Annotated in this window: 12 protein-coding genes; 9 read left to right on the top strand and 3 right to left on the bottom strand. The window is 62.2% G+C overall.

The window, feature by feature from the left end; genetic code table 11:
* Window positions 1-183 precede the first annotated feature (183 nt).
* Complete coding sequence (locus NKK50_RS14540) at window positions 184-681, top strand: 2,4'-dihydroxyacetophenone dioxygenase family protein (RefSeq protein WP_023710477.1); 498 nt, start codon at window positions 184-186, stop codon at window positions 679-681.
* 70 nt (window positions 682-751) lie between these two features.
* The gene (locus NKK50_RS14535) at window positions 752-1,489 is read left to right on the top strand and encodes an SDR family oxidoreductase (protein WP_245263955.1); all 738 of its coding nucleotides are present in this window, start codon (window positions 752-754) and stop codon (window positions 1,487-1,489) included.
* A gap of 618 nt (window positions 1,490-2,107) precedes the next feature.
* Here the strand turns inward: NKK50_RS14535 and NKK50_RS14530 are convergent.
* A complete protein-coding gene (locus tag NKK50_RS14530) occupies window positions 2,108-2,518 on the bottom strand; it encodes a hypothetical protein (RefSeq protein WP_023736597.1) in 411 nt (136 codons plus the stop codon).
* A 292-nt stretch (window positions 2,519-2,810) separates the two neighbouring features.
* On the bottom strand, window positions 2,811-3,905 hold the full coding sequence (locus tag NKK50_RS14525; RefSeq protein ID WP_352543583.1) for a mandelate racemase/muconate lactonizing enzyme family protein: 1,095 nt from the start codon (window positions 3,903-3,905) through the stop codon (window positions 2,811-2,813).
* Between the two features lie 186 nt (window positions 3,906-4,091).
* On the opposite strand from NKK50_RS14525, the gene NKK50_RS14520 reads away from it, so the two are divergent.
* The 6 genes from NKK50_RS14520 to NKK50_RS14495 all read left to right on the top strand — a co-directional run bounded on the left by NKK50_RS14520 (window position 4,092) and on the right by NKK50_RS14495 (window position 11,116).
* Window positions 4,092-4,841, top strand: coding sequence for an FCD domain-containing protein (locus NKK50_RS14520; protein ID WP_352543582.1), 750 nt, complete (start codon window positions 4,092-4,094; stop codon window positions 4,839-4,841).
* Window positions 4,838-6,457, top strand: a complete 1,620-nt coding sequence (locus tag NKK50_RS14515) for a GMC family oxidoreductase (RefSeq protein ID WP_023815751.1) — start codon at window positions 4,838-4,840, stop codon at window positions 6,455-6,457. Before NKK50_RS14520 ends, NKK50_RS14515 begins: the two co-directional genes overlap by 4 nt.
* A 103-nt stretch (window positions 6,458-6,560) precedes the next feature.
* The gene (locus tag NKK50_RS14510; protein ID WP_352543581.1) at window positions 6,561-7,541 is read left to right on the top strand and encodes an ABC transporter substrate-binding protein; all 981 of its coding nucleotides are present in this window, start codon (window positions 6,561-6,563) and stop codon (window positions 7,539-7,541) included.
* A 60-nt stretch (window positions 7,542-7,601) separates the two neighbouring features.
* Entirely contained in the window at window positions 7,602-9,146 is a 1,545-nt protein-coding gene (locus tag NKK50_RS14505; protein WP_023682466.1) for a sugar ABC transporter ATP-binding protein, read from the top strand.
* A complete protein-coding gene (locus NKK50_RS14500) occupies window positions 9,143-10,147 on the top strand; it encodes an ABC transporter permease (protein ID WP_023730098.1) in 1,005 nt (334 codons plus the stop codon). Before NKK50_RS14505 ends, NKK50_RS14500 begins: the two co-directional genes overlap by 4 nt.
* 3 nt (window positions 10,148-10,150) lie before the next feature.
* On the top strand, window positions 10,151-11,116 hold the full coding sequence (locus NKK50_RS14495; RefSeq protein ID WP_352497368.1) for an ABC transporter permease: 966 nt from the start codon (window positions 10,151-10,153) through the stop codon (window positions 11,114-11,116).
* A 177-nt stretch (window positions 11,117-11,293) separates the two neighbouring features.
* Here NKK50_RS14495 and NKK50_RS14490 read toward each other — a convergent pair whose 3' ends face one another.
* Window positions 11,294-12,694 (bottom strand): Do family serine endopeptidase, encoded by a 1,401-nt coding sequence (locus tag NKK50_RS14490; RefSeq protein ID WP_023707500.1) that lies wholly within the window; start codon window positions 12,692-12,694, stop codon window positions 11,294-11,296.
* Between the two features lie 445 nt (window positions 12,695-13,139).
* Between NKK50_RS14490 and NKK50_RS14485 the strand changes: the two genes are divergently transcribed.
* The gene (locus tag NKK50_RS14485; RefSeq protein ID WP_023672669.1) at window positions 13,140-13,751 is read left to right on the top strand and encodes an ATP-dependent Clp protease proteolytic subunit; all 612 of its coding nucleotides are present in this window, start codon (window positions 13,140-13,142) and stop codon (window positions 13,749-13,751) included.
* Window positions 13,752-13,808: the final 57 nt, after the last annotated feature.

Below are 13,808 nucleotides of genomic sequence, written 5' to 3'. Positions count from 1 at the left end.
GGATCGTCTTCGACGCCCAACGGACCATCCTGAACCTCTTCCCGCTTGCGGTCGCGGCAGCGGGCGGGCGCGCGCCGACAACTTTCCCAATGCGTGGGCGCCCGATTGCGCCTCGGCAGAACTCGGCCCAGTTGTTAGGATCGCGCTGATATGGACTCCAATGAATTGGCGACAGCGGTTCCTATGTATCAATCCTTCAACGGCTCCGCCCATCCCCTGGCACCGAAAGAGATCGCGATCGCTGCCGTCCCCGAAGACGAGCGTGTCTGGGTCCCACAGGCGGAGGGCGTGTGGTTCCGACCACTTATGCTCAACACAATGCAGGGGCAGTGGTGCAATCTGCTCCGCGTACGCCGGGCCGGGATATTAAGCCGTCATCTGCATCCGGCCCCCGTGCATGGATATGTGATCAAGGGGCGTTGGCACTATCTTGAACACGACTGGGTGGCAGAGACGGGATCTTACGTTTTCGAGCCGCCCGGTGAAATCCACACGCTCACGGTTCCAAGCGACGTGCCCGAGATGATCACCTTCTTCAACATTTCCGGCTGCATGGTTTACCTGGACAAGGATAACAAGCAGATTGGTTTCGAGGACGTTTTCACCAAGATCGACATGTGCAGAAATCACTATGCGAGCGTGGGTCTCGGTGACGATTTCGTCGATCAATTCGTGCGGTAGACATCCGCCCGTTTGCCTTCCGCTGCGGTGAGTTCGCGGTCCGCCACAGAGGCGAAACGAGGAGATCTTGGTGACCGACTCCATATGGGCCATGCCCTTCTTCGCGGGCAAGACCGTCGTCATTACCGGAGGCACGACAGGTATCGGAAACGGCATCGCCATGGCGTTCGCCGAGGCCGGGGCAATTGTCCACGCGACGGGGGCCACGGCCGCCGAGGTAGCGGCCGCTCGTGCATACGGCACCGCCGTCTCGTATTCAGTACTCGACGTCCGGGACATGACTGCGGTCGAAGGATATTCCAGTCAGTTCACATCCGTTGCAGCGCTCGTAAATTGCGCAGGGGTAAACCTGCGCGCCGCCGAATTCACTGTCCAGGGTTTCGAAACGGTGGTCGATATCAATCTCACCGGCTCCATGCGGAGTGCGAGCGCGTTCCGAGGGGCACTCTCGAACGGGGGCGCCATCGTCAACATCGCCTCGATGTTCGCGTTTTTCGGCGCGGCTCATGCCCCGGCTTACGCCGCATCCAAGGGCGCCATCGTGCAACTTACCAAGTCGCTCGCCATCGCCTATGCCGGGGATGGCATCCGCGTAAACGCATTGGCGCCTGGCTGGATCGAGACCGCCATGACCGCCGCGCCACGGGCCGATCCAGTTCGCAACGCGGAATTGATGAAACGCACTCCGATGGGTCGCTGGGGTACGCCGGGCGACCTGACCGGCCCCGCCTTGTTCTTGTGTTCTCCGCTCGCGGGGTTCATCACTGGGGCAATTCTGCCGGTTGACGGTGGCTATCTCATTGCGTGAGGCGTTGGCTATGCTGCGCGACCGATCTCCAAGCCTGTGTCGTCGAGATCAAGATCGAACGCGACCAATCGACCATGCCTGACCGCAATTGCCGCCACCAACTCCGCAAGCTCGCCATCCGTATGCTCGCAAAAAGCTGCCTGTTTCCTGACAATCGTGACCGCATCCCGGGTCGATACGACAGAGAACGGCCTCCGGGATCTCACGAATGATTCCGCAACCTCGGCGACGGATGAAGCTCGGTCAAAATTATCTTGCATACTTGCACCTCTGTACGACGCTAGCCCAAGCTCGGCCCGCGCAAATTGTTCCCATTGGCCTAATGCAGCCAGTTAGCATCCGGCTTGGGCTCCTTTGTGTGCGAAGGCCGGGAGCAACGCGACATGGCCGTCGCCGTCTGCCTTAGACAGTCGGCTGGACGCATTCGTCTCCGAATACGAACACGGGGCCGGACGCCTAAAAACGAGGAGGATCAGATGTGTCTAAGCCGCTCGCCAAAGTTTCCGATCCTCGGATCACCGCAGTTCCCGCGCAACAAGTCGCCGGGAGGACTGTTTGCTCGCGTTAATTGCGGTCGACCGACTCTGGCTCATTCGCCGCCTCGCCAGTTGGCTCCGGTCAGCCGGCCTCGTCCGTCTCCGTCATCGCTGGCCGGCGGACGATCCAATCCACCAAACCGGCTTCGGTCTGCTCGCAGGCCACGAATTCGCGCACCAGACTTCGCGCCAGCTCGCGCCATTGACACTCGGGCACGTTCATCTCCGCGATCAGATCTCGGCATGCAGCGCGTATGATGTCGGCATCGAAGGCTGACACGGCGACAGGACCACGGTCTGCATTCTTTGCTCGAGCAGTGTCGTCGCCCTGACGTTCGCGAAAGCGCCTCAGCACCTCGCGCGATGCGGCGATCGCTTGTCGGGTTTGACTCATAGCCTCGTAAAATCCAACTTCGCGGACCAGTGAGCGGTGCCGCGATAGAATGAAGTCCTCCATAACCGCATGCGCAGTGTCCGTACGCGTTGCAACCATCGCCGCCTCCCTGCAGGCGCACCCAATGCTTGCAGCTTCTGCCGGTGTTCGGGCGGCCGCCTGCATTTGTCGTGTCGCTGCTATGATCGCGTGAGTTAAAGCCGGTGAAGCGTCCCTGCAATTACAAATGTAAGTGTGGCATCCGATAAGCGGTATGCCCGCTGGCTGCGGCGGCGGCGAATTCGTTCTTCAGACGGTCGAAGTCTTCCTGTCGAAGGGCTCTCCGCGTTGCCGGAACGAGGAATCAGGATCCGGACAAAATGCATGCGGCCGTGCCGCCGTTCAGGGGGCGCTATTGGCGAAAATCCGCCAATTTGCGCCAGTCGAAGACAACGCCCACTCCAGGCTCGTCGGGTGCTATCGCCAAACCATCCTGAAGCCTAAGCGGCTCGGTGGTGTAAAGGTCAATATCGAAACTATGCGCCTCCACCCAGCCGGCATTTGTCTGACCTGCAACGAGGCTGACATGAAGTTCCTGCATCCCGTGACTGCAGACCGGAATGCCAGCCTTGCGTGAGAGCGCTGCCACGCGCAACCAGCCCGTGACCCCGCCGCAGTTGGAGGCGTCGGGTTGGATGTAGGCGAGATTCGACCAAGCGAAGGCATGCTCGAACTCCTCGATGACATGCAGGTTTTCTCCCATTGCCAGGGGCATTCCGGTCGCCTTGGCAATGCTGGCGTAACCCTCATAGTCGTCGGGTATGATGGGCTCCTCGAACCACAGCAGATCGTAGGCGGCGAATGCTCTCGCTGCCTCGATCGCTCGCGGGACGTCGAGCGCGTAGTTGGCGTCAACCATAAAGGTGATGTGATGTCCTATGCGCTCGCGAACTGCTTTCACCCGGGCCACATCCTCGGCCAGGTCGTCCTTGCCGACCTTGATCTTCACCCCGGTGAAGCCGGCATTGAGATAGGAATCGATGCTGGCCAAAAGCTGATCGAGGGTAAAGTTTAGGTCGATGCCGCCGCGATAGGCCTTGGCACTCTTCCCGGCCCCGCCCGCCATCTGCCAAAGCGGCAGGCCGCTACGCCGGCCCTTGAGGTCCCATAATGCGATGTCGACCGCCGAGATCGCGAAAGAAGCGATGCCGCCGCGCCCGACATAGTGGATGTGCCAGAGCATGCCGTCGTAGATCGTGTGGATTTGCGTTGCGTCGCGTGCCTTGAGGAACGGCGCGAGGTCGTGATCGATCATTGCCTTGATGGCATAGCCGCCCCTGCCGCCGGTGTAGGTGTAGCCTGTGCCCTCGGTGCCGTCGGCAAGCCTCAGCGTGACGGTGACCAGCTCGAAATGCGTGTGCGCGCCGTGCTTGGCATCGGTCATCACCTCACGCAGTGGGACCCGGAACAGCCGGGTCTCGACTTCCTTGATTTCGGTGCGGCTCATGCTGCGCTCCATTCAGGTTTTTTCATCGGACCATAATTGCACCGGCAGCGCTGACTGGCAACAATGTGGCTGATCTTTCAGCGGTTCTGAAGCCAGTCTGTCATTTTGGTCCTACAAAAGCATCAATCCGCTTGTGCTTTGGTCCGATTTACCTTCTAATAACAGAACCATCTGGGAGGAAAAGGCTTGCTGGATACGGAAGAGCGTCCTGAGATGCCCGCGGCTATTCTCGCCGCCCGCGCGGCCGACGCGATGGTGGCCGGCATAGAGGCCGACATCACGTCCGGAAGGCTTGGCGACGGCAGCTACCTGCCGGCCGAGCGCGAACTGATGATCGAGTATGGTGTCGGCCGGGGCGTTGTGCGTGAGGCGATTGCGCGCCTGGCCAGCCGCGGCCTGGTGGAAGCGCGTCCGCGGTTCCGGCCCGTGGCGCGTCGGCCTGGCCTAGATGCCGCGCTCGGCGCCCTCGACGGCATTGTAGGACATCTGCTGAGCGACCAGGCGGGCGTGAAGAACCTCTACGACATGCGCGTCTTCCTCGAGGCGTCGCTGGCGCGCAACGCCGCCATCCATGCCCGCAAGGATGACGTCACAGCCCTGAGGGCGGCGCTGGCGATGAACGAGGCGGCCATCCCGGATTCCGAGAAATTCTATGCGACGGACGTGGCGTTCCACGCAGCGCTCTATGACATCGCGCGCAACCCGGTGCTGCCTGTCGTGCACAAGGCATTTACCGCATGGCTGTCGCCGCATTGGATGCGCATGCCACGGTCGCCCGAGCGCAACCGCGTGAATTTCCTCAGCCATCGTGAAATCTGCACGGCCATCCTTGAGCGAGATCCTGAGGGCGCCGAGCGGGCGCTGCTCAACCACCTCTCGGCGGCCTGGGAGTATGTCCGCGGAACATTCGAAAGCCGTGAGGCGCCGGAAGCATGACGCAGTCCTACGACCATATCGTGGTGGGCGGCGGAGCAGCCGGCTGCGTCGCGGCGGCAAGGCTTGTCAAAGCGGGACGGCGAACCCTGCTGCTGGAGGCCGGCCATTCCCATCATCACCCCTTGCTCGACATGCCGCCCGGCATCTTCAAGATGATCAACGGCTCGAAATTCATGCGCTATCACCGCACCGAGCCGCAGGCCCATCTCGACGGGCGCGTCCATGAAATCTCGCAAGGCAACGTGCTGGGCGGCGGCACCTCGGTCAACGCCCAGGTCTACATGCGAGGCCGCTCGGCCGATTATGAGGAGTGGGACGAGCTGCTGCGCGGCAACAATGCCGGCGTACGCTGGAACTGGCAGGCGGTGCTGCCGCATTTCACCGGCATGGAGGGAAACAACCGCCTCGGCGGCGAACTGCATGGAAGCGAAGGTCCGCTGCTGGTCTCGGATCCAGGCCACATCGATGATGTTTCCCGTTGGTTCGTCCAGGCCGTCCAAGGCCTTGGATTGCCGTACAACCATGACTTCAACGGACCGTCGCAGCGCGGGGTCGGCTTCTACCAGTTCATGAACCGGCGGGGAAAGCGAAGCAGCGCCGCCTATGCCTTCATCGAGCCGCTGACGAATGATCCCAAGCTGACGCTGAAACTCAATTGCACAGTCAGCCGGCTGCTGATCGAGAACGGTCGGGTCACCGGCGTCGTCTATTCGGATGCGTCGGGCGCCGAGCATACCGTCCATGCAGATGCCGACGTGATCGTCTCGTCCGGTGCCCTCGTCTCGCCGAAACTGCTCATGCTGTCCGGCATCGGCCCCGCCGAGGCGCTTGCCGGGCACGGCATTTCCTGCGTCGCCGACCTGCCCGGGGTCGGCGAAAACCTGATCGACCATCCGGAGGTGCCGATCATCGCCACCGCAAACGGCCCATACGGCTATTTCAGGCAGGGCCAAGGCTGGAGGATGATCAGGAACGGCCTGCATTTCAAGCTCTTCGGCACCGGCACGATCCTGTCAGCGGGGGTGGAGGCCGGAGCCTTCGTCAATCCGGCCGATCCGGAGGGCGAACCGACGATCCAGGCCTTCTGCGTGCCGCACGTCTATCTGGACCGCGATATCCTGACCTTGGTCGAGAACACCTATGGGCTTACCGTGACGACAGTGGTGGTGAAGCCAAAGTCGCGCGGTTTCGTAAGGCTGCGTTCGGCGGATCCGAAGGACATGCCGATCGTTTCGCCGAACCTGCTTAAACATCCCGACGACATGAGGGAAATGATCTCCGGCCAGCGTTATTTCCTGCAGGCTTTTCAGACCAAGCCACTCGCCGATCGGGTCAAGGCCATTGCCGTGCCAAGCCAGGATGATCTCAGCGACGAAGCCATGACAAAGCATTGCAAGCGCTTTGTGAAGACCAACTACCATCCGGCCGGGACATGCCGGATGGGCTCGGACAGCGACCGGATGGCGGTGCTGGACGCGGCGCTGCGCGTGCGCGGAATAGACAATCTGCGGGTTGCCGACATGTCGGCCTGCCCCAACATCAATGCCGGCAATACGGCGGCGCCCGCCATGATGCTGGGCGACCGCTGCGCCGACTTTATTTTGGAGGCGGCATAGCGCCGGATCCAGCTTGCCGACGGCGTCATCGCCGAAGCCGTCTGGGCCGATATCGTGAGGAAATTACACAGTCGCTGAAAGCGACAATAAAGGAGGAAAGAGCATGAGCATTACCCGTCGAAAACTACTGGTTGGCTCCGCCGCCGGCGCGGTCGCGCTGACACTCGGCTCACGCGCCTTCGCGGCGCTCCCGCCACTCGCCAAGAAGGACAAGTACAAGGTCGGTTTCGCCCAGACGGAAAGCAACAATCCGTGGCGCCTTGCCGAGACCAAGAGCATGCAGGACGAAGCCGCCAAGCTCGGCCATCAGCTGGTCTACACGGATGCCGCCGGTTCGTCGGCCAAGCAGGCCTCCGACGTGAACTCGATGATCGCGCAGGGCGTCGACGCAATCTTCCTGCCGCCCCGCGAAGACAAGCCCCTGGTGCCGGTCATTCTTGCCGCGCGCGATGCCGGCATACCGGTGTTTCTGGTCGACCGCGACGTTGATCACACCATGGCCAAGCCGGGCGAGGATTATGTCTGCTTCATCGGTTCGGATTTCATCGAGGAGGCGACCCGCGTCGGCGAATGGCTGGTCAAGAACGCCAATGGCAAGTCGAAAATCATCGAGCTGGAAGGCACGACCGGAGCCTCGGCCGCTACCGACCGCAAGAAAGGCTTCGACGATTTCATCGCCAAGCACTCGCAGTTCACCATCCTGGCATCGCAGTCCGGCGACTTCGCTCGTGACAAGGGCCGGCAGGTCGCCGAGACGCTGCTTCAGGCGCACCCTGATGCGGATATCATCTACGCGCACAATGATGAGATGGCGCTGGGCGCCATCGCCGCTTTGGAAGCAGCCGGCAAGACCCCGGGCAAGGATGTGCTGATCTTGTCGATCGACGGCGAGAAGGAAGGCGTCCAGGCGATCATTGACGGCAAGATCGGCGCTATCTGCGCTTGCAGCCCGCTGTTCGGGCCGAAGGCCTTCGCAACGATGGCCGACTATGCGGCCGGCAAGAAGATCCCGCCGTTCATCAAGAACGAGGATGCCTTCTTCGACGCCACGAACGCGAAGAAAGACTTCGATATTGCGTTCTGATATCCACTTTCTTTCCAGTTGCCCTACCCGCTTCGGCGGGTAGGGTTTGGGAGTTTGACGATGACCGCTCAGCCGGACCAAGCCGCGCTGCTCCTGGACATGCGTGACATCCAGAAGCGTTTTGCCGGCATCCCTGCCCTGGCCGATGCCTCGCTCCAGGTTCTTCCGGGCGAGATCCACGCACTCATCGGCCAGAACGGTGCGGGCAAATCGACGCTTATCAAGGTGCTCACCGGCTATTACCGCCGGGATGCGGGGCAGGTGCTGTTCGAACGGAAGCCGTTCGAAGTTGGGTCTCCGCATCAGGCGCAGGTCAGCGGCATCAGCACCATCTACCAGGAGATCAATCTCGTACCGCTGCGCTCGGTGACCGAGAACATCTGCCTTGGACGCGAGAAGCGCCGCCGCGGCCTGCTCGACTGGAGCGCGATGCATGCGGAAGCCGAGCGCCTGCTCAGCCGCTTCTCGATCGGCATCGACGTGCGCCGCCCGCTCAGCGATTTCAACACCGCCACGCAGCAGATGGTGGCGATCGCCCGCGCCATCGGCTTTTCCGCCCGCCTCGTGATCATGGATGAGCCGACCTCCTCGCTGGACGAGCGTGAAGTCTCGGTCTTGTTCAGCGTTATCCGTCAGCTCAAGGCCGACGGCGTCTCCGTTCTGTTCGTCAGCCACAAGCTCGACGAGTTGTATGAGGTCTGCGACCGGGTCACGATCATGCGTGACGGCCGCACGGTGCGAAGCGCGGCGATGAGCGACATCGGCAAGCTGGAGCTGGTCGCGGCCATGCTCGGCCGCGACGTCGCAGCCGTCGAAGGCCATGCGACCGCGTTCGGTGAACGCGATCGGTCGAGGATCGGTGATGTGCTGTTTACCGCGCAAGGGCTGGCGGCCGGCCAGTTGGTGCGTGACGTGAGCTTCGACCTGCGCCGCGGCGAGATCGCCGGCTTTGCCGGCTTGCTCGGCGCCGGCCGCACCGAAACAGCCCGCCTCGTATTCGGCGCCGACCGCCGGAGCGCAGGCGAGATGACGATGGAGGGCGCGTCCTACCATCCCGCACGTGCCGCTGATGCCATCGCCGCAGGGATGGGCTTCTGCACTGAGGACCGCAAGGCCGAGGGCATCGTGCCGGAAATGACCGTCGCGGAGAACATAACACTGGCACTGCTGCCGAAAATCAGCCGCAATGGCATCCTGAACGAGGCCCGGCAGAAGGAGATCGTCGAGCGCTTCATTCGTGAACTCGACATCAAATGCTCGGGGCCTAACCAGAAGGTCCGCGAGTTGTCGGGCGGCAACCAGCAAAAGGTGCTGCTTGCCCGCTGGCTGGCAATGAACCCGAAGCTGCTCATTCTCGATGAGCCGACGCGCGGCATCGATGTCGGGGCCAAGGCCGAGATCCAGCGCCTCATCCGCAAGCTTGCCGATGACGGGCTCGGCGTGCTGATGATCTCCTCGGAACTCGAGGAAGTGATGGAAGGAGCCGACCGCATATTCGTGCTGCGCGAAGGAGTGAGGGTGGCCGAACTGGAAGGCCAGGCAGCCAACGAGGAGGACGTGCTCGCGGCGATGGCGCATGGCGGCGCGGCGAAGGAGGCAGCGTGAGCGATCTGGCCACACCATCCGCAGCCAACGACGCTGGAAACCGCCGCTTTGATGTGTTCGGTTTCCTGGCGCGCTACGGCACGGTGATCGCGCTTGTGCTGCTGGTGGTCTTCAACCTTGCCTATACGCGCAATTTCGCGACGCTGCAGACACTCAACGTCAACCTAACCCAGGTCTGCACGATTGTGATCGTCGCGGTGGGGATGACCCTGGTGATCGCCACCGGCGGCATCGACCTGTCGGTTGGTTCGCTGATGGCGATCTCCGGCGCATTGGCGCCGATGATCTTCATGGGCACGATCTTCCCGGTCGGAAACATCTATCTGGCGGTAGCCGTCGCGATGGTTGCCTCGATCTTCGTCGCCGGCCTGTTCGGGTTGTTCAACGGCTGGTTGGTCTCGCGCTTCCGCATCCAACCGATCGTCGCAACGCTCGTGCTGTTCATCGCCGGGCGCGGGATCGCGCAGGTCATGACCAACGGCAATCTGCAGACCTTCCGCGTGCCGCAATTCCAGTGGATCGGACTTGCCCGCCCGCTCGGCATTCCCGCGCAGGTCATCATCATGGCCGTGCTGGTTGCGGCGGCCGCTTGGGCCCTTCACCGCACGGTGTTCGGGCGAAGCATCCTGGCTGTCGGCGGCAATGAAAAGGCCTCTGAACTGGCCGGCATCGCCGTATCGAGGATCAAGCTCGCCGTCTATGCGATCAGCGGCCTGTGCGCGGGGCTGGCCGGTCTCGTCGTCATTGCGATCAACTCCTCCAGCGACGCCAATCTCGTGGGGCTGGGCATGGAACTCGACGCCATCGCGGCGGTCGCGGTGGGCGGCACGCTGTTGAGTGGCGGAAAGGCCACAATCATCGGCACCCTGCTGGGCGCACTGACCATCCAGTTGGTGCGCTACACGCTGCTCGCCAATGGCGTGCCCGACGCCGCTGCGCTCGTCGTCAAGGCCGGCATCATCGCATTCGCCGTCTGGCTGCAGCAGCAACACCGGGTGTAATCCATGAACAGCGCCAGACTGGTTCGCATCATCGGCACTTACGGTGTCGTCATCGCGCTTGCAGCCCTCGTCCTGTTCGGATTCCTGCGCTACGACCGCTTCCTCGGCCTCTTCAACGTGATGAGCGTTCTGCGCTACAACTCGATGTTCGCGCTCGTCGCGCTCGGCATGTGCTTCGTGATCATGACCGGCGGCATAGACCTGTCCGTCGGCTCCGTCGCCGCCTTGGGCAGCGTCGCTTCCGCCCTGGCGAGCCCGCACGGCATCGCGGCAGGCCTTGCAGCGGGCGTTGGCGCCGGCCTGGCAGCCGGGCTGATCAACGCGCTCCTGGTTACGCGCGGAAACCTGATGCCATTCATCGCCACGCTTGCCACCATGCTGGCCGCAAGCGGCTCGGCGCTGCTTCTGGCCGGCAACCAGACCGTTTCGGTGTCTTATGATTCGGGTTTCACCGCCATCGGCCAAGGGAATTTCTGGATTTTCCCGATTCCGGCAGTCATCGCCCTGGTTGCCTATGCCGTCGGCTCAGTGGTCCTGAACTACACCAGCACGGGACGGACGGTGCTGGCCATCGGCGGTGGCGAGGATGCCTCGCGGCTGATGGGGCTGCGCACTGACCGCGTCAAATTTCTCGTCTATGTCGCAAGCGGGTGCCTGGCCGGGCTCGCCGGCGTCGTCCTCGCTTCTCAGTTCGGCGCAGGCCAGCCGATCGAGGGCGTCGGCTGGGAGCTGTTTGCCATCGCAGCCGTGGTCGTGGGCGGGACGCTGCTGACCGGCGGCTCGGGCTCGGTGTTGACCACGCTGGCCGGCGTGCTGTTGCTCGGGATCCTTTTCAACGTCCTGAACTTCGAAAACGGCATGGGTTGGATTTCGCTGTCAGCCTACTGGCAGTCGGTGATCCGCGGGCTGTTTTTGCTCGTCGTCGTCCTTCTCCAGGCACGGCTTACGGCAAGGCGCGAAACTGCCTGAGGATGGCGAGCGCCTTCGAGCACGATGGCGCTGCAGAATCAGTGCGCGTTGCGCACCCGGCCGATGAGCGCATCCCGCAGACTTTCTGCGGCGATGCTTCCCCGGTGCACCTGGGGTCCGACACCCTTGGAGCGGGATCCGCAAGCGGATCCTGGTGCAGTCACATGGCCGTCCTGGTCATTTCCCGGCGACCGCCACGAACACGGACTGCCCCTGCCTTTCCAGCCGAAACAGGATGGGCTTGCTCTGCCGGCGAGAGTTCGCCCATTCCTCGACGATATCCGAAGGCTCCGTCACGCGGCGATTGTTGGCCGATATGATGACATCGCCGGGCTGCAATCCGCTCCGGGCGGCAAGGCCATCGGGAACCACTTCCACGACGAAGACGCCGGTTGTTCCTGATTTGATGCCTAGCTGCTGACGCGCCTGATCCGGAATCGGGCTGAGGGATAGGCCGAGGCCTTCGGCCGCCGACTTCTTGTCGGGAACAGCGCCGGTCTTCACCTCCGCATCCTTGCGCTCACCGATGACAAGCGCGATCTCCTGGTCCTTTCCGCCGTTACTCCGTGTCAGAGTGGCCTTGCTGCCAGGCTTCTGGCTAGCCGTCGCAAGCGTGAGGTCATGGACACCCTCAATGCCCTTGCCGTTGAACCGGGTGATCACGTCACCCGGCTTCAAGCCGGCTTTCTCCGCCGGGCTGCCGGGCTCGACCGAAGCAACCAGCGCGCCCTTGTCATCTTTCATCCCGAGGGCCTCAGCCAGCGACGGCGTGATGTCCTGCAGGCGGACCCCGATGAAGCCACGCTCGATCCGGCCGGTTCTGATCAACTGGTCGGCGATGCTTTGGGCGGTGCGCGATGGCACCGCAAACCCGATCCCGATGCTGCCGCCGGACGGCGAGACGATGGCGGTGTTGACGCCGATCACCTCGCCACGTGCGTTGAACAGCGGACCGCCCGAGTTGCCTCGATTGATCGACGCGTCCGTCTGGAGAAAATCGTCATACGGCCCGGCTTGAATGTCTCGCGAGCGGGCCGAAAGAACGCCGACAGTGACAGTCCCTCCGAGCCCGAAGGGACTGCCGATCGCGATTGTCCATGCGCCCGGCTGCATTGCATCCGAGTCACCCCATTTGGTCGTGGTCATGTTGGGCCGCGGGTCGACCTTCAGCACCGCTATATCGGTGGCGGGGTCACGGCCGACCAATTGCGCCGGCGCCGTTTCCTTGTCGGAAAATACGACATGGATCTCTGTCGCATCGGCAACGACATGGTTGTTGGTGACGATGTAGCCGTCGGCACTGATCACAAATCCGGAGCCAAGCGCCTCCCTCACCTGCGGCTGAACGGGTCCGAGGCCCTGGCCGTCGAACGGACTTGTAAAGTCGCCCGCCGTCGTCTGGTCCTGGACAACCTCCCGGGTCGTGATCGCGACCACGGCCGGCAATTTCTGCTGGATGATCGCTGTGAAGTCGGTCGGGGTATCCTGGGCCAGGACAGGCGCCACGCCACTGGCCGAGAGCATCAGCGCAACCGCGATCAAGCGCGTTGCAAATCGTCTTTGCATATCGTGAGACATTGCTGGACCTCCTGCCGGACAGCCCCGGCCGCTCGGCCGCGCCGCGCGGAGCCGGTGCTCCGGACGCTAGAACTGCCAACAAAGCTGTTTGTTTCAGCCCCCCGGAAAAATGGCACGGCCAGGAAAAATAGCCCGACCGCGGGGGTCCGGAAGGCAGCAGCCGGGAACCATTGAGGCCGTTGAGTTCAACCGTCCACAGGACTGGTCCCGGACGTGGCAGAAATCAGCAAAGCGACTGCGTCAGCTCCGGCAAATGCCCGATATGCCGATGGAGCCAACCTAGCGGCTGAGGTGCCTCTACCGGGCCTGGTGCGAAAAGGATCTGCAATGAAAGAGGGAGCTCCACAGCCGCCGAGAGACGCGGCTGTGATCACCACCGCTCGAACTCCCTCAAGGGAACAAAAGGGTACCAACTAAGTTCGGCCCCCATAATGAGGATGCCTATATGGACCTGTTGCCCCAGTCAGCCGAACACACCGTCTCCCCGCCGCCCGCTCCAGACCTTCACCGGCTTTTGTTCGATCCAAACTTGCGTATACACGGCTTGATTGATGACACTGTCGTCACCAAAGCCTTGGACGATTTGAAAGCCGTGCGTTCCGGGGAAGACGATCTCTACGTTGAAATCGACACGCCCGGAGGCGACGCCGACGGCGCGCGACGTCTAGCTCTAGAGTTCAAACTTTTTCTGAAACACTCGGGCCGCAACGGCTACATCATTGGCAAGAATACGGTTTACTCTGCCGGGGTAACGGTCCTTGCCGCTTTCCCGAAAGCCTGCAGGTTCCTTTGCCCGCAAGCAGTCCTGCTGATTCATGAAAGAAGGCTTGAGAAAGACTTGGTTCTGAATGGACCAATTCGAAGCTGTCTTCAGATCGTTCGCGAACAACTTGCGCTGTTGGAAACGGCAGAGCGACTCGAGAATGAAGGGTTCGCCGATCTCGTCCAAGGTTCTCGAACATCGCTGGAAGAGCTGCGCGACCATGCCCTGAACAGCTGCTACCTGATGGCAGCAAGAGCTTTGGAGCTAGGCCTTGTTGAAGACATTGCCCATTAACTTGATGCCTCGATGCAAACAGCAGAGCGGAGTCCAACACGCTTCCCTCACTCATGT

Source organism: Mesorhizobium sp. M0001 (assembly GCF_040324255.1).
In the GTDB taxonomy this organism is placed as follows: domain Bacteria; phylum Pseudomonadota; class Alphaproteobacteria; order Rhizobiales; family Rhizobiaceae; genus Mesorhizobium.
This window is presented reverse-complemented; position numbering and strand designations above follow the sequence as displayed.